This window comes from Hymenobacter terrenus (assembly GCF_000972495.1).
Classification (GTDB): Bacteria; Bacteroidota; Bacteroidia; order Cytophagales; family Hymenobacteraceae; genus Hymenobacter; species Hymenobacter terrenus.
Genome location: NZ_LATM01000010.1, coordinates 31,569 through 46,633, shown reverse-complemented (window position 1 = coordinate 46,633; position 15,065 = coordinate 31,569). Strand labels below are relative to the sequence as shown.

Annotated in this window: 15 protein-coding genes and 1 tRNA gene; 6 read left to right on the top strand and 10 right to left on the bottom strand. The window is 54.6% G+C overall.

What is annotated here, in order from left to right; genetic code table 11:
• Positions 1–16 precede the first annotated feature (16 nt).
• Positions 17–601: a hypothetical protein gene (locus WX88_RS13925; protein ID WP_046245000.1), complete on the bottom strand. Its 585-nt coding sequence runs from the start codon at positions 599–601 to the stop codon at positions 17–19.
• A 137-nt stretch (positions 602–738) separates the two neighbouring features.
• On the opposite strand from WX88_RS13925, the gene WX88_RS13920 reads away from it, so the two are divergent.
• Complete coding sequence (locus WX88_RS13920) at positions 739–942, top strand: hypothetical protein (RefSeq protein ID WP_046244999.1); 204 nt, start codon at positions 739–741, stop codon at positions 940–942.
• A 75-nt stretch (positions 943–1,017) separates the two neighbouring features.
• On the opposite strand, the gene WX88_RS13915 is transcribed toward WX88_RS13920, so the two are convergent.
• The 3 genes from WX88_RS13915 to WX88_RS13905 form a co-directional block, all read right to left on the bottom strand.
• Positions 1,018–1,545 (bottom strand): SMI1/KNR4 family protein, encoded by a 528-nt coding sequence (locus tag WX88_RS13915; protein WP_046244998.1) that lies wholly within the window; start codon positions 1,543–1,545, stop codon positions 1,018–1,020.
• A 6-nt stretch (positions 1,546–1,551) separates the two neighbouring features.
• A complete protein-coding gene (tssD, locus tag WX88_RS13910) occupies positions 1,552–2,709 on the bottom strand; it encodes a type VI secretion system tube protein TssD (protein ID WP_046244997.1) in 1,158 nt (385 codons plus the stop codon).
• 84 nt (positions 2,710–2,793) lie between these two features.
• Entirely contained in the window at positions 2,794–4,599 is a 1,806-nt protein-coding gene (locus tag WX88_RS13905) for a hypothetical protein (protein WP_156176129.1), read from the bottom strand.
• Positions 4,600–5,223: 624 nt separating this feature from the next.
• Here WX88_RS13905 and WX88_RS13895 point away from each other — a divergent pair.
• Positions 5,224–5,574, top strand: coding sequence for a hypothetical protein (locus tag WX88_RS13895; protein WP_046244994.1), 351 nt, complete (start codon positions 5,224–5,226; stop codon positions 5,572–5,574).
• Between the two features lie 340 nt (positions 5,575–5,914).
• Here the strand turns inward: WX88_RS13895 and WX88_RS13885 are convergent, their stop codons facing one another.
• Both WX88_RS13885 and WX88_RS13880 read right to left on the bottom strand, forming a co-directional pair.
• Positions 5,915–6,214: a helix-turn-helix domain-containing protein gene (locus WX88_RS13885; RefSeq protein ID WP_046244992.1), complete on the bottom strand. Its 300-nt coding sequence runs from the start codon at positions 6,212–6,214 to the stop codon at positions 5,915–5,917.
• Between the two features lie 210 nt (positions 6,215–6,424).
• Positions 6,425–6,496, bottom strand: a tRNA-Arg gene (locus tag WX88_RS13880).
• A 160-nt stretch (positions 6,497–6,656) separates the two neighbouring features.
• Here WX88_RS13880 and WX88_RS13875 point away from each other — a divergent pair.
• On the top strand, positions 6,657–7,127 hold the full coding sequence (locus WX88_RS13875; RefSeq protein WP_046244991.1) for an Ohr family peroxiredoxin: 471 nt from the start codon (positions 6,657–6,659) through the stop codon (positions 7,125–7,127).
• A 189-nt stretch (positions 7,128–7,316) separates the two neighbouring features.
• On the opposite strand, the gene sucC is transcribed toward WX88_RS13875, so the two are convergent.
• Together sucC and WX88_RS13865 are read right to left on the bottom strand one after the other, a co-directional pair.
• Positions 7,317–8,513: an ADP-forming succinate--CoA ligase subunit beta gene (gene sucC / locus WX88_RS13870; protein ID WP_046245102.1), complete on the bottom strand. Its 1,197-nt coding sequence runs from the start codon at positions 8,511–8,513 to the stop codon at positions 7,317–7,319.
• 240 nt (positions 8,514–8,753) lie between these two features.
• Positions 8,754–9,905 (bottom strand): glycoside hydrolase family 113, encoded by a 1,152-nt coding sequence (locus WX88_RS13865; RefSeq protein ID WP_052732684.1) that lies wholly within the window; start codon positions 9,903–9,905, stop codon positions 8,754–8,756.
• A 133-nt stretch (positions 9,906–10,038) separates the two neighbouring features.
• Here WX88_RS13865 and WX88_RS13860 point away from each other — a divergent pair, with 133 nt between their 5' ends.
• Complete coding sequence (locus WX88_RS13860) at positions 10,039–10,698, top strand: ABC transporter ATP-binding protein (protein ID WP_046244990.1); 660 nt, start codon at positions 10,039–10,041, stop codon at positions 10,696–10,698.
• 132 nt (positions 10,699–10,830) lie between these two features.
• Here WX88_RS13860 and WX88_RS13855 read toward each other — a convergent pair whose 3' ends face one another.
• Positions 10,831–11,733 carry a COG4315 family predicted lipoprotein gene (locus WX88_RS13855; protein ID WP_046244989.1) on the bottom strand — a complete coding sequence of 301 codons (903 nt, stop codon included), beginning with the start codon at positions 11,731–11,733 and terminating at the stop codon, positions 10,831–10,833.
• A 594-nt stretch (positions 11,734–12,327) separates the two neighbouring features.
• Here WX88_RS13855 and WX88_RS13850 point away from each other — a divergent pair.
• Positions 12,328–13,113, top strand: coding sequence for a hypothetical protein (locus WX88_RS13850; protein WP_046245100.1), 786 nt, complete (start codon positions 12,328–12,330; stop codon positions 13,111–13,113).
• 207 nt (positions 13,114–13,320) lie between these two features.
• Entirely contained in the window at positions 13,321–14,118 is a 798-nt protein-coding gene (locus WX88_RS27675) for a ferritin-like domain-containing protein (protein WP_052732683.1), read from the top strand.
• Between the two features lie 154 nt (positions 14,119–14,272).
• On the opposite strand, the gene WX88_RS27670 is transcribed toward WX88_RS27675, so the two are convergent.
• On the bottom strand, positions 14,273–15,013 hold the full coding sequence (locus WX88_RS27670; RefSeq protein ID WP_052732682.1) for a hypothetical protein: 741 nt from the start codon (positions 15,011–15,013) through the stop codon (positions 14,273–14,275).
• Between the last annotated feature and the right edge of the window lie 52 nt (positions 15,014–15,065).

Sequence of the window (15,065 nt, the reverse complement as noted above, 5' to 3'; positions counted from 1 at the left end):
CCTGCGCAGCTCTAAGTCAATCTTTTTGATTACTATTCCCAAAGACAGTAGAATCCTGTAGAGGCGCAGGATTTTTGACCCAGTGGGGGGCACCTTCTTTTCCATACCACCAGGCGAAGCCGATGAAGCTGATAATTGACCCAACGAAGACGAATGACCAAGAAGCATCGCGGAAAATATCGACCAGCGTCTGCTTGAATGACAACACTTCCTGCTTTTCCCTTACGCGAATGAGTGCTATTTTGGACTGATACTCAAGTTCGTGTAGCTGTTTCTCCGCAGCAGAGGCACTGTCCATTGCTGTTTGGTTCAGCAACGCCAGCCGCTGCGCCGATGTAACGGGCATGGACGGGGCTTTCAAAGTATTCGCTCGGCGAGTAATTTGGCGGTATGTGGCGATGAGGGCTTGAGATTCTTGATGAAGGTTTTTGTATTTGAGTTCGACTATTTTGACCTCAGCAGACAAGTGGATGGCGTCCAAGGCGTTTTCTGTGGACAATGTCCACAAATAGGCAGGCGGCACGATTGCCAAGACCAGCCCCGCGATGGCGACAAACTTGTGAAGCGAATCAGTTGGAATTGCAGGTAGATATGGCGACATACAGGCTTATTCGATTCGAGAAACTAATGTACGAAAAGCCCCGCCTTGGCTGTTACGCTGGCGGCTTGGCCTTGGTTAAAAGTTTGGCACAGGTGTTGAATAAGGTCAACAGTACAATAACCTTTAATTTATAAAATATGACAAAGCATACCTCTACTCTTTCTTCTTTACAATCAGCTGGACGCGATATTAACTCAGCGCTCAGCCTTATCAACGTAGTGGACGCTGGCGCTGGCGCCCTGGGCGCAGATGCTAAAACCCGCAAGGAATTAAAGCAAAGTCTTATAGTGGCAAGCTGTGTGTTTGCCATTTTCCTTTTGGTAAGGAAGCTGGTTGACTAGGAGTTATAATATTAATTACCAAATTGTTATCAACAAAAAAAGCTGGACCAAATATCGGTCCAGCCTTTTTGTTGACTAGACCGGCGTACCTTCAACCAGCCCGTCGAGAAAGGCCGTGAAGGAAGGGGCCAGGAAGTGCACGCCCGTACCATAATCCAGCGGGGCGGGCGGGGTCGATTCGTCGGTCTCCTCGTCGTATTCGTACTCGGGGGCCTTATAGAATTCGTGGCCGATGTAGTAGACACTGCCGTAATCCTGCGGGCCCACGCTTAAAACAAACTGGTCGCCGCCTGCTTCGCTGCCAAAAGGTACTAGGTCGGGGTGCAGCTGGTCATACAAATCTTCCAGACTCTCCTCCAGCGTCCCCGTTCCGTGACCCACGGAATAAAAATCACTAATGTCGCGCTCCACCTGTTCCCCGTCCGGTTGTACTTCCACGAACGTGCGGCGCTTGGGCCACCCGCCATTGTAGCGCAACAAGTGCGCTTTGTAATCTTCCGGCAGCGTAAAGCCGTACTGCTGCTCAATAGCTTCCAGGTCGGCCGGGGTAGCGGGCTGCTCTGTGCCGACGAAAGGATTGGTTTCCAGAGGAGAGGGTGTCATAATAGTCTACTTATAAAGTTTACGTCCGACGTGTTCATTGCATTGGTCACACGAGCCAAAATGTTCAAACGTTCCCCGATGTGCTTTATCTTCTACTAATTCCATCGTGCAGGTGCCGTAAGGTGGCGGATTGGAATACGGATTAAAATCGTCGCGGTGGTGCCAGGTGTAGCCCTTGGGTGGTTGGGTCAAGTCCCTGTTTTGTGACGCTATCAAGTCTTCCAACCCTGCCGCGATATTGGCCGCCTTGGTGTCTCCTTTGCGGTGGCCCACCATCTTAATTTGGACTACATTCTTCTGGTTTCCCGTAACCGGAAACATGTGTTCGGTTCCGGCGTAAGTTGGCTCTCCTCCCAAGGTGAGCGGGATGCGCTGGTAGCCCTTGCGGGTGCCGGTAACATTATAAGCTTGCTGGTTCTGAGCATCATACACGTCCGTTACCCGCCCATCGTCGCCCACCCGATACGTGAAGGGGTCGCCGGCAACGTGAATTTCCGAATTGTGATACGGTTGAAGCAGCTTGAATTTCTTCTTCTTGGAAGCATCATTACGCTCCCACCTGCCTTCGATGAGGGCAGCCCACTCGGCTTGGCTCAGATGCACTTGAGCGTGGTCGGGTGAAGGATTGGGAATAGGGGCCGGCAGGTGCGGGGGTACATCGTCCGGGGAGACAAGCTTGCGGGGGCCACTGGGAGAAGACGCTGCTTGACCACCAATGGCCGCATTGAGCAGTGCCGCCACGGGTGGGGTGCCATGGTCCCGGGCCGCAGGCGCCACAAACGCGGCGGCGGGCCCACCGATCTTCATCGTGAAACCACCGGGTCCGGTCAGCTCCACGTAAGCCACGTAGGACCCGTTTTTGCCTTCCTCGAACTCCTCCTCATAGCCCGTACAGTAGGCCGTGGCCATACTCACCGTTTCGATGGCACTGCCCCCGGCGCTGTCGAAGAAGATAACATCGGCCGGGTAATGGGTAGCGTGCGCTGCCGCCAGGGCTTCGAGGAAGGTATCGTTCGGCACATCCAGGACCAAGGCCATCTTACCGTGGCGGACCCGCTCGATGGCCCGGCCCCGCTCACTGGTAGCCTGGTGCACCCCATAGGTACAGGTGATGAGGGGATAGACGTTGCCGGCGATGTGCAGCTCGGCGTAGATAGCACCCATCGGTAGAAAGATATAAAGGTGAAAGGAGACTGCAAAGCTACAGCGCATCCATCTTATTATACCTTTCTACTGTTGGGTGCCATTTTAGGCGGCTTGCGCAAGGTGAGCCAGCGGCGGGGTCGGTCCGGCGGCCAGGATGGCTTTCCACTTCTCTGGTAGCTCGTCGTAGGATCGGTAAACGCGGATGTGGCCCCGGGGCTCGGGTACCTGGCCGCGGAATTCAATAGGTTGGGGTTCTTGGTTGGGGGTGGGCATGGGGATTAACATTGGGGTGGTGACAGTTTGAATGGTTTCGACGTGGTATACTTTACCATCTTTCTTAATCGTGGGCTCATGGCCAGTTGCGGTAAATAGGACCTCGCGCATGATGCGGGCCACTGTCGCCACGTGCTCAGGAAGGCAATAAAAGGAGTCGTGGACGGTAGTAAGAAATACGTCTTCACCGAGCTTGTCGTGCAGGCGCGGAAGCATTGTTTCGAGAAATAAATTGCTTTCTACCCGCTGCAGTTCGATAGCCAGATTATGGTATATTTTCTTACCATTATCCGTCACCTTACCGGTCTCCACGATTTCCATCAGTGCTTGGTTAATAATCGGGTATGCCTTGCTAAAAGCACGACGATAAGGAGTATTGCGATGTTGTTTGGAATACATCACGTTCCGGAAAAACTCCACCTTCGCTTCCGTGGCTGGCGTTTCCAGGTCACTCTGTTGTTTCACTTCGCTCAGAATTTGCTCGTAGAAATCGCCACTGGTAACCTTAGCTGCAAACTGGTCGATGGCCTCCGTGTTAGAGCGGCCAATCGGCGTCTGGCGCATCTTGTGTAGCAGCAAAAACACTTGGCTCGCAGCCAAATCGAGCGAAACCATTTTGATGCGATGACCATCTAGCTTGGTGTAGTCACGACCACATGTGAATAAGCGTGTGAACGCGGTATTGAATCGACCATTGGTCTCGCTCAGCTTGCCTTCCGCCTGGCTTAATTCCGCCCGCTTATTTAACATCAAAATGGTTTCTTTATAGAGCTGACCAATTTCATTGGTGCAGGTACGGTCAGCCTTAATTACGTAGTGATTACCCTCTTTCACGCGCTTAGGACGAAGTGGATAGGCTTGGCCAACCATTTCGTCAATGCGCGCAAAGGCTGCTTCTTGGTCGATGGTGAGGCGATTTAAATTCTTTTTATGCCATAAGTGGTGAGGCGCCGATTCGTTTAGTACGAGCGGGTCATAGCCTTTGCTTTTCAGCGTTACTAGCTTCTCACGCAGTTCCTGGTTTTGGACGGCCCGACTCTTGGTTTTGGACACAGAGGTGAACGTCAGTTCAGCACCTTGGAAGGTGGCACCTATCCTGTACGACTTGCAATGTCCTACCTCATTTTCTGTAGCGAGTGACCACTGATGATGGACCTCCAAGACAGACCAAGCCTCAAGGCGCTCACGAACCACCTTATAACTAAATGGAAGGTCAAAGCCAACATGTGCACCTAACACTGAACCCTTGATTTCGAGTAGCTCGGAATCAACAGCTTGTTTTAGGTGGTGCTCCAGGATGACCGAGTGGACGAATCGAAAGAATCGGTGGAGGTGCTTGTGAAGCTTGCGGTCCGGAAACTCCGCGAAGAAGTTTTCCCGGATGGTTTGCTCGATGCCAGATTTGCTCAGCAGTGCCTCCTGCTCGATGATCTTGCCTTTCGCACGCTTGGCGGCTTTGCGTTCTGCGTCTTTTGCTTTTCTTCGCTCGGCCCGCGTATGGATAATGTTATTCTGCTCCTCTACAGAGCCTTGCAGCACGTTTAGCTTTCCAAGTTCGCGTTCGATAATGCGTACTTCTTCAAAAGATTTGTTGCGACGAGGCTGAGGGCGTCCTGCTGCAGGTTCTAGCGACATGATTATGCGTATTGTAATTAGTTAGTGCATATCCCGGGTTCCAGCCAGGCAATGCGTTCGAAGCGGGCCACCGGGGGCGGTGGAACCCGGGGGGTGGGACGCATTAAAACCACCCCCCGGCCGCCAGCTTTTTTAATGAGGTGCTGGTCCTCGAACTAAATAGGGATCCTCCCTTATGTCTGGTAAATATTTTTTTCAGATTCCATACAAGACCAATCTACAGAATTGAAAATAATTTCCGACCGTGTTTTCGCCCTTCTATCAATAATATTTTTTATTTGATTAGGTGGACTTCACTACTTGAACATTACAAAGTCCAGCATAGGATTATTACGTGCGGACAAATCCAATATCATAGGGAAGCCTGTCAGGTGAAACCGTACTGAATACCGATGGTCGCCTTTTCCTATTATGATATGAGATTTGTCCGCATGGTATTCAGGTATGGGATCCCATACCTGAATACCAACACTACCAAAAGATTGATTGTATAGGCGTAGCGTGTAGTACCGCCCGCGAAGCGGTGAACGTAGCGCAGCGGAGTGAGAGGGACGTCAATAGCTATCCCGGTTTTAATATGTAGCTTAGGGACTCTTTAGCTCTACTCTCAGACGATCAAGGTATATGGCTCCCAAATCTATCCGGAATATTATCCCAGGTTCACACAGCTACCATATTTCTAAAATATTCGATGGTATACACACCGGGCATCCACTGGCGAAACTGAACCTAAAAACAGTTCGGGATTACTACGCCAAGGTCAAGGAAGCATTGGATGAGAAGGACCCATCTTGGCGCGACCGTCAGGGCCTAGCCGGCCAAGTCGATGAGATTGATTACGCATTGGACCGTTTATCGGGATGGACTGAAGCGGGTAACTTAGAGGGCAACCGGGATGCTTCCGTTTTCCTGGATGCATTGGGAGGCTACTTCGAGGTGTTCATTTCAATGCTTGACGAAGTCGATGCCGAATAACGCTTCCTGACTCACCAAATTCATGTAACCTGTTACTTCAACTAACCTTCTACCCTAATGAGTGATAACAAAAACTACCGAGGGAAGATAGACCGCATTCGGGTCGCATTTGGTCAAGACCAACGTTACGAGGTAGACTATTTCGTGTACCAGTATATCAAGAGTCGTGGGTACACAGTAACCTCGAAAAATCAAGGAATTCTACACGAGTATTTAGAAAAGTACCCCCACTCTGGCACCGTAATGCGTGACGCCCTCACTGCGTGGCTCGATGAAAGAATACCCAGAGGCTGGATTCACTCCGCCATCCCAGAACCACAAGAGTAACCCCGCTCCGTTACTACCGCGCGCGATTGGCTTTGTAGAACGCTTCGTAATCCGCCTCCGCCACCCGGTAGGCTGGCCGAGCCAGTGTACCATGGTTCGACGCGTTGATGCGACCAGAGCGGATATAGCGCACGACCGTCTTTTCGTGCAGCTTCAGCCGGCTGGCCAGCTCATCCACGGTAAGTAAAGCAGTCGCGGCCTTGGTTTTGGCTGTAGTGGCCGAAGCCGCGGCTAATTCGCGCCGGATTTCAGAGGTGATCGTTTCAACGAGCGTGGATATAAGATCGGGTGGAAGCGTGATAGTAACTTGCATGTGAAGGTGTTGAATAGATTCTACTACCTTTACGAAAGCTACAAGTAGCCCGTTACCACGCGCTACAGAATAATAGCGACCAGCTTCGCTACTGCCTGAAGAAACCAGAGACTAGTGGAGTACCCGGGCATCCTCTCCCACCGTTCCGGTACTCATATGGTACTAGACTATGAAAAAAGCCCCTCCACATTGCGTGAAGGGGCTTTTTAGTGGTGATGCTAGGAATCGAACCTAGATCAAGAGCTTCGGAAACTCTCATACTATCCGTTGTACGACATCACCAGAACGAGATAGGACTGCAAAAGTAGCCTCAAAAGCGAAGGCGACCAAATTGTAACACTAAATTCCTCATTCCTTCTCTGCAACCAACACAACCCAAGAGCTCAGAATCCAGTTAAGACAACAGTTCTTTCGCTTTAAAACTTCCATTTCACCTTTGTTTATGAAAAAGACTCTGTACACGGCCGATGCCTCGGCCGTAGGTGGCCGCAGCGGCCACGTGCGCTCCGCCACGGGCGTGATTGACATGGAAATGTCCGTTCCCGAAGGCTTGGGCGGAAAAAAAGGTGCTACTAATCCCGAAGAGCTTTTTGCGGCCGGCTACGCCTCGTGCTTTCAGCAGGCGCTGCTCGTCACGGCTCAGCGCGCCGGCGACACGCTCGATAAGGAAAGCTCAGTTAAGTGTTCCGTCACACTTTTTCAGGAAGGCGAAGGCTACGGTCTGAGTGCCATTCTGGACGTGGATCTGAAGAAATTTGACGAAGCGAAAACCATTGAAATGGTGCGCCAGGCTCACAAAATCTGCCCCTACTCCGTAGGCACCCGCGGCAACATGGAAGTAGAACTGCGCGTGCTGGGCAACCCCGTACCGGTCGAAGCCGAAGAAAACGTCGGCGTCGCGGAGGGGAAATAAATACAGTAGTTGTCTCCAGGTAGTGTATACAGCGCGGCTAGAGAAACCTCACCCCCAGTGCCTCGCCCAAGGAGAGGGGAGCCAAACGAAACAGCACACACAGGAGAACAACTCTCCGTTACGAGTTAACAATAAAAAGGCCCGCCTGACGATTCAGGCGGGCCTTTTTATTGTTAACTCGTATATAAGCTACGCAGTCGCCAGCACTTCTTTCACACGGGCGGCGGCATCTTTCAGCAGCACGGCCGAAGATACTTTCAGGCCGCTTTCGTCGATGATGCGGGCGCCTTCTTCGGCGTTGGTGCCTTGCAGGCGCACAATGATGGGCACACGGATGTCGCCGATGGCTTTATAAGCTTCTACCACGCCGTTGGCCACCCGGTCGCAGCGCACAATGCCGCCGAAAATGTTAATCAGGATAGCCTTTACATTCGGGTCCTTCAGGATGATGCGGAAGCCGGCTTCTACGGTCTGAGCGTTGGCTCCGCCGCCCACGTCGAGGAAGTTAGCAGGCTCGCCACCCGAAAGCTTGATGATGTCCATGGTAGCCATGGCCAGGCCAGCGCCGTTCACCATGCAGCCCACGTTGCCGTCGAGCTTCACGTAGTTCAGGTTGTTCTGGCTGGCTTCTACTTCCAGGGGGTCTTCCTCGTTGAAGTCGCGCAGGGCCACGAAATCCTTGTGGCGGTAGAGGGCGTTCTCGTCCAGCGTCACCTTGGCGTCAACGGCCAGGATTTTGTTGTCTGAGGTTTTCAACACGGGGTTGATTTCGAACATGCTGGAATCGGTTTCATCGTACGCCTTGTAGAGGGCAGTTACGAACTTCACCATTTCCTTCTGCGCCTCGCCTTCGAGGCCCAGGTTGAAGGCAATTTTGCGGGCCTGGAAGCCTTGCAAGCCTACGGCAGGGTCAATGTGCTCGCGGTGGATTTTCTCGGGATGAGCCTCGGCTACTTCCTCGATGTCCATGCCACCCTCGGTGGTATAGATAATGACATTTTTGCCGGTGCCACGGTCCAGCAGCACGCTCATGTAATACTCTTTGGGCTGGCTTTCGCCGGGGTAGTACACGTCCTGAGCTACCAATACCTTGTGCACTTTGCGGCCTTCGGGGCCGGTTTGCTTGGTAATAAGCTGCATGCCGATGATGTTGCCAGCCAGCTCTTTCACCTGCTCCAGGTTTTTAGCCAGCTTCACTCCGCCCCCTTTTCCCCGGCCGCCCGCGTGGATTTGCGCCTTAATGACGTGCCAGCTGGTGCCGGTGTCGGCGGTCAGTTTCTCGGCGGCGGCTACGGCCTCCTCGGGCGTATCGGCCACGATGCCTTCTTGCACGCGCACGCCGTATTTTTTCAGGATTTCCTTACCCTGGTATTCGTGAATGTTCATAAAAATGGTAAAGGGGTGGTGATACGAATTGGTGGCCCGCTGCCGGCCGTTGTTGCCGCGAAAGTACGGCGGCGCACCGGGATTGCACTCAGCCCGCAATGTATCCTGCAAAGTGGCACGCAGCCTTTGCTGCGTGGGCGAGCGCAACGAACTAACGGAATCGGGCTCACGCAAGATGCTCGTTGCGCTCGCCCACGCAGCAAAGGCTGCATGCCACTTTGCAGGATACATTGCTGCCGGCTACTGCCCGTACCAGCGGGCCATTACGGCTTCGGCAGGCTTGTGCTGGGGCGTAAAATCGGCGTGGTGCCAGGCGGGGCCATCGGCCGCCAAGCCGGGGTACCACTTCCAGATATACAAGCCCTGAAGCCACGGCAGGCCCCAGCAAGCCCGAAACATGGCTTCGTAGCACCGGGCCTGGGTAGCCTCATCGGGGGCGCTAAATGCACCTATGCGCTCGGGCCATTCCCAAGGTCGGGCGGCGGCATCAGTGGTGGTTTTGTAGCCAATTTCAGTGAAGACAATTGGCTTTTTGATTTTTTTCTGCCAAGCGGATAGGGCGCGCAAGTGCGGCTGCCAGCCCCGCAGCAGTGTATCGAGCGGCGGATTGGCGGTTGGGCTCAGGGGAAAATAAGCTTGAATGCCGACGTAGTCCAGCACGTCCCAGAACCGAATTTGCTGGTACTCGCCACTCCAATTGGCCGCGTACGTAAGTGGGCCATGGTAAACGCGCCGAATCTGGCGGATGAGCGTGCGCCAGGCCTTTTCGTGGGCAGGCTCGGTAGCATGCAACAGTTCGGTGCCAATGCACAGGCCATCGAGGTGGGCCGCTTCGGCCACTCGGGCATAGTGCAGTATAAACCGGGAGTAGCTGGCAAACCAAGCGTTCCAGTCGGCTTCGGTGGTCATGTTTATGTCGCCGGGCCAGGCGTTGCGGCCCCGCACCCACAGATGGGGCTTTAGCAAAGTGCGAATGCCGTGCTGCCGGGCCAGTTGAGCGGTATAGACCAAGCCAGCGTCGCTTTCGCCCCACAGGCTCCAACGGCTGGAGCGACGCCCCGTGCTCACCCGAATGGCTGGTTCAGCAACACCATTCTGCCAGCCAAAGGGCATTTGGGCAATCCAGGTGACGTGGGCTTTGTGCAACGGCTCCAAATCGGCGGCCGTAATGGAGTCGCCGCCAACCCAGCTCACGCCCCGCTGCCGCGTGCTATCAAACGTTGTACTTACTTGCGGCGGCGTGATTGCAAGAGCCAATTCGCCTTCCATCTGGTGGGCAGCGGGACCATTTTCTCTGAGGCCCCCGTTCAACCTCCACCAAACCAGTAGCGGCAGCAACACCACAGAAGCCAGCGGCCACCAGCGGCGCCATGAAAAGAAGGGAAAGCTCATAGAAAAACTCAAAGCACTACCAAAATCCTGTTACACCAACCGATTTGGTTGCGTATAAGGTCCGGCTCGGTTGCGCCCGGATTGTGCGTAGCTTTGTCACTACCGCACCATCCACGTTTACCGCTGCCCGCCGTTGCTGCAAGCTATTAATATTCATAAGAGTTACAATGCGCTGAACGTGCTCAAGGGCATTGATTTGACGATTGAAAAGTCGGAAATCGTGAGCATTGTCGGTTCCTCGGGGGCGGGCAAAAGTACCTTGTTACACATTCTGGGCACCCTCGACAGTCCCGACTCGGGCGAGGTCCTATTTGATGGGGAGTCAGTCAGCTCACTGGGACGCAATGATTTGGCGCGGTTTCGCAACCGACACATTGGGTTTATCTTCCAGTTTCACAACCTACTACCCGAGTTCACGGCTCTCGAAAATGTGTGCCTGCCCGCTTACCTGGCCGGCCGCTCCGAAAAAGAAGTACGCGTACGGGCCCGCGAGTTGCTGGGCATGCTGAATATGGAATTCCGGGCCGACCACAAGCCTAGCGAGATGAGCGGCGGCGAGCAACAGCGCGTATCCGTGGCCCGTGCCCTCATCAATTCGCCCGAAATTATCTTTGCTGATGAGCCCAGCGGCAACCTCGATACCAAGAATGCCCAGGAGCTTCACCAGATATTTTTCCTGCTGCGCAAGGAGTTGGGCCAAACCTTCGTCATCGTGACGCACAACGACCAGCTCGCTGAAATGGCCGACCGCAAGATTGTGATGCGCGACGGGCATATTCTGGAAGGCGGCTAGGTTTTCTTTTTCCGGGTACAGATATAACAACAACCGTCCTGCTGAGCCAGTCGAAGCATCTCTACCTAGGTAGTTGATACTCCGACTCGCCTGGCAGGACGGTCTTGTGATTGTAATACTAGCTACCTAGCCTCAGGGCGTGGCAACAAACCACTGGTCACCAGAATCATTGAGATTGTGTCCTTCTACTTTGCCACGAGTGGCGTTGTCGCCAGCGTAATAGTAGAGCGGACGGCCTTTGTAGGTCAACTGCTCGCGGGTGCTGGTAGTGGTACCATACGGCCCGGCAGTGGTGCTCGGGTCGCGGGTGATGGTAGCGAAATCACTCCCTTTCAGAGTAGAAGGCACGGCTGGCACGCTACTGTAGAAAGCAGGCCAGATAGCGGCGCAGCCGCCGGTGCAGTTGGTTGGCTGCGTGGTGGGGCTGGCATTGTCCTTGGCAAAGAAGTATAAGGTGCGCCCCTGAGCGTCGGCCAGGTAGGTTTTCGCGCTCATGACGTGGGTGGTTTTATCCTCCACTACTTTGTTGGCCAAGACCACGCCGTGGCTTGGGTTCACTACGTGCCAGACGCCGCCAATAGCATCGCCGCTCGTTACGCCGGAAGCCTCACGGGTGTAAACGCCGCCGACAGCCGGGGCGAAGTAGTAGAGAGGCCAGCCTTTGTAGGTGGTTTGTGGGCGGCCATCAGCGGTGGTTTTGGTGGCAAAATCTGAGGCCTTCAGGGCCTTTGGCACTTTGAGGTTGGCTTCGTAATACACGGGCCATAAAGGGTTGCAGGTGGCACTAGTGCAGGTGTTGGCACCATCCACGTCGCGGGCAAAGATGTAGAGCGTATTACCATTCGCATCGACCAGATATGTGCCGAGAGTGGCCGAGTTAGCCAGTTTTACGGTGGCCACGACGTCTTGGTCTTCGACCGGCGCAGAGGAGTCTTTCTTGCAGCCGACAACGCTTACGGCGAGGGCGCCGAGCAAGGCCAGGCCCAACCCCAGGGAGCGGAAGCGCCGCAGGATGAAATTATCGAATTTTGCCATGAATGGTGAGTGTTGATGTCGAAAAAAGATGAGAAAAGTGTAGTACCAACTAACTGAAAAACAGGCATAGCAAGTCCCTGGCACAACCAGTAAGGTGGCCGGATGAGTAGGCACAGCGAGGCGCTATGCCTGAAAAGAAAGGGAGGAGCAATTGTCACCCAAGGGTGAGCTGGTAGCGGAAGCCGGCGCCGACTTCTTGCCACTCGGCTCGTGGCCAGCGGGGTCAACAAAACGCATTTCCGGTGGAGGACCGGGCTACCACACCTGTGGCGGGGGATACAACCCCTTACTCGGAGGGCTTTGCAAAAAGGTTGTTTCGGCTACATCAGAAATTGCCGGCGAGCAGGACCGAATCAGCCAAACCTATCGGTAGCGGAACCAATAGCCCCGGCAAAATGGTCTGGTAAAGCTAATTTTTTGGCTACAGCCCGGCTTCCCAACCTCGTTAGTTTTAATAAATTTTGCTATTGTATTTAAATTACTGATATACAACGGTAAAATTTACCAATATTTTTGGCTTTTCTGGCACGTTTCCTACTACCTTTGGGTTATAAACACGAACATCAGTTGGACACATTAAAAAATAACACCGCCATGAACGAGGCCACCAAAACCACCAAGGACGTTACCAAAAAAGTCAAAGTTGAGAGCTACGATATCAGCCGCTCCGACGAAACACTGGATTTGGCGAAGGACCTCGCTAAGTTCATCAAGGACAACAAGCTCACCACGAATGTGCAGGGCAAGGAGTTTGTGAACGTAGAAGGCTGGCAATACGCTGGCTCGCGGCTGGGCATTGTGCCCATCGTGGAGCACGTCATCAACGTAAGCAGCGACCAGGAACTGAAGTATCAAGCGAAGGTGACACTGTTCGACCTCCGCCATCAGACTACTGTGGGCGCCGGCTTTGCCGTGTGCTCGAATAAGGAGAGCGGCAAGAAGTTCTATCAGGAATTCGCCATTATGAGCATGGCGCAGACCCGCGCCATTGGCAAGGCCTACCGCAACTGCCTGGCCTGGATTATCCGCGCCGCTGGCTACGAGCCCACTCCTGCCGAAGAGATGGACTATAATACCAACATGCCGGTTGCCGCGCCCGCCCCTGCGGTTGCCGTGGAGCAGACTGTCCCTGCCATGCAGGTAGTGCCGGCTGAAGTACCAGCCGTTGCCGCCGAGCAAGCTGCTCCTGTACAATACGCTACGGCTTCGCAGAAAGAAGAAATCATCCGCTTGCTGAACCACCCGGTCATCACTCGTCCGGAGAAAACCAAGATGCTGCTCAACATCAACCGGCTTGATGAAGAGCGCGCTATTCAGGCCATTGCTAAGCTGCGCAAGGCCATCGATGACCGTGAGAACGGGGAGAAAGCAGCTGCTTAAGCTTCGGCTGACTCGATACCAAAAGCCCGGCACCTTGCGGTGCCGGGCTTTTTTGTTGGTTGCTGAAAATACCATATCCTCAATCCCTTACTGCTCCTTGCCAACCTCAGCAGCTTGTATTCAATCCGTAACCTTTCGGTCAGTTTCTGCGAAAGAGAACCCGGCCCGGCTATATCGGCCCGGCCTTCTCCGCGTACTCTCCTTTCCATGAGCCACCCCAACAGCCCCCGCGTCAGTCCCGATTCCGCCGCTGCCCTCTCACAAGCCGGCGACGAGCAACCTGAGCCCGCCAACGAGTCCGCCACTACTTCCAACGATGGCGCCACTGAACCGGCCGCCGCTACCAATAGCCCGGCTGCATTGTTGTCCCAGGCCCAGCACTGGGCGCAAGGCGTCCGCCTGCCTGCATCGCTCCAGGAACTGCCCGCGCCCCTCAAGCGCTTGGTCGACCAAGCCGGCAGCGGCTGGCGCCAGCTTTCTACCACTCAAAAGGTGGTGGGCGGAGCCCTACTAGCGGGTGCTGGCTGGCTCTTGTTGCGCCCCGGCAAAGCCGCCCGGCGCCGAAAGGCCATCAATCCGGTCAGCACTCTGCACGAGTTGCTGCTATTCGTCAACGACCGCGTCGAGGGGTACCGGCGCGCCGCCAGCGAAAGCCAGGACGCCGACCTCCGAAACTATTACGAGGACTTGGCGGGCCAGAGCAAGCAGTTTGCCATCCGCCTCAACGGCTACCTGCGCGTGCAGCAGCACGATCCGGAAACCGGCACCACTCTCAAAGGCAAACTCTACCGGGCCTGGATGGAGGCCAAAGCGGCTGTCACTGGCTACAGCGAAACCGCCGTGCTCGGGTCCAACGTCTACGGCGAAGAGTGGGCTTTGAAAGCCTATGAGGAAGCGTTGCGCGACCGTTCCGTGACGGGCACCCTGCGCCGCGAGATAGAGCGCCAGTACGAGCAGTCCCAGCAGACCTACCAGCGGTTGCAACAGCTGCAAGCGCAGTATTAAGGGGCATCGGGCCCCCTTACTACTTCCTTTACACAACACGAGCGGGCGGGCCTGAGGGCTCGCTCGTTTCGTTGGTGCCCTAAACCTACCTACGGTTATTTACCGCTTGTGTAAGCAGTCGTTTTGAATAGGCAATACCACGGTTCGGCTGAACTTATCCAGGATATTTAAGCTCATAGTCAATCAAGTCATAGGCCACACCCATTTTTTCGGCAATGTCTTTATCGGAACACTGGCAAAAGGCTTCGAACAACTTGTCTCGAACGGGCTGTGACATTACCCAGGCGCGAAAAGCCTGGCTTAGCGGGACGGATATCAAGAACGGCCTGTTGAAGTACTTGTTCTGAAAAATCGCGCGGCTGTGCTCGTACACTTCGTCGCTCAACCGGGCCCACGCCGCAGGAGCCGGGCTGACCTCCCACTGTTGCAGCAGTTCCTCAAAGCGTGGGTAAATGCCGGTCACCGCCTCGAAGTAGTCGTGAAAGTGCCACGCCTCGCTGACCAATACAACGTTCCACAAGGCGCGGAAGTATTGCTCGATGGCCTCAGTTTCTGCCAGAGGCCACGTGCGCCAGCAACCATACGCCAGCTTGTCGAAGACTAGGTACTCATAGTAGGGGGCCCGAAACGCAGCCGTCAACTCGAAGAGCCGGGGCAGAAAATGCTTGAAGTCGTCGACCGTGCCCCAGGTGGTCATGGCCTTGCCCGCGTACCGGCCCAGGTCGTCCTCGGTCAACTCCCGCAAGGCCCGGTGCGTGACTTGCTTTTTATCAGCCACCGACACGCAGCATGGGCACCCCTCAACAGACGAGAGCGGGTAGCCACTAAAAGCCAGGTATAACCTCTCGACTGCCTGCTGCAGCACATCAAGGGGAGCAGGGGAAAAGGTAGACATCACGAAGCACGGAACAGATACCAGTCAAACATACGCCACGTTTGACAACAGC

Excerpts from the sequence above, each read along its gene's own strand:
- WX88_RS13850 (WP_046245100.1), top strand. The coding sequence starts at position 12,328 with ATGAACGAGGCCACCAAAACCACCAAGGACGTTACCAAAAAAGTCAAA.
- WX88_RS13920 (WP_046244999.1), top strand. The coding sequence starts at position 739 with ATGACAAAGCATACCTCTACTCTTTCTTCTTTACAATCAGCTGGACGC.
- WX88_RS13885 (WP_046244992.1), bottom strand. The coding sequence starts at position 6,214 with ATGCAAGTTACTATCACGCTTCCACCCGATCTTATATCCACGCTCGTT.
- sucC (WP_046245102.1), bottom strand. The coding sequence starts at position 8,513 with ATGAACATTCACGAATACCAGGGTAAGGAAATCCTGAAAAAATACGGC.
- WX88_RS13875 (WP_046244991.1), top strand. The coding sequence starts at position 6,657 with ATGAAAAAGACTCTGTACACGGCCGATGCCTCGGCCGTAGGTGGCCGC.
- WX88_RS13895 (WP_046244994.1), top strand. The coding sequence starts at position 5,224 with ATGGCTCCCAAATCTATCCGGAATATTATCCCAGGTTCACACAGCTAC.
- WX88_RS13865 (WP_052732684.1), bottom strand. The coding sequence starts at position 9,905 with ATGAGCTTTCCCTTCTTTTCATGGCGCCGCTGGTGGCCGCTGGCTTCT.
- WX88_RS13915 (WP_046244998.1), bottom strand. The coding sequence starts at position 1,545 with ATGACACCCTCTCCTCTGGAAACCAATCCTTTCGTCGGCACAGAGCAG.
- WX88_RS27670 (WP_052732682.1), bottom strand. The coding sequence starts at position 15,013 with ATGTCTACCTTTTCCCCTGCTCCCCTTGATGTGCTGCAGCAGGCAGTC.
- WX88_RS13855 (WP_046244989.1), bottom strand. The coding sequence starts at position 11,733 with ATGGCAAAATTCGATAATTTCATCCTGCGGCGCTTCCGCTCCCTGGGG.
- WX88_RS13905 (WP_156176129.1), bottom strand. The coding sequence starts at position 4,599 with ATGTCGCTAGAACCTGCAGCAGGACGCCCTCAGCCTCGTCGCAACAAA.
- WX88_RS27675 (WP_052732683.1), top strand. The coding sequence starts at position 13,321 with ATGAGCCACCCCAACAGCCCCCGCGTCAGTCCCGATTCCGCCGCTGCC.
- WX88_RS13925 (WP_046245000.1), bottom strand. The coding sequence starts at position 601 with ATGTCGCCATATCTACCTGCAATTCCAACTGATTCGCTTCACAAGTTT.
- tssD (WP_046244997.1), bottom strand. The coding sequence starts at position 2,709 with ATGGGTGCTATCTACGCCGAGCTGCACATCGCCGGCAACGTCTATCCC.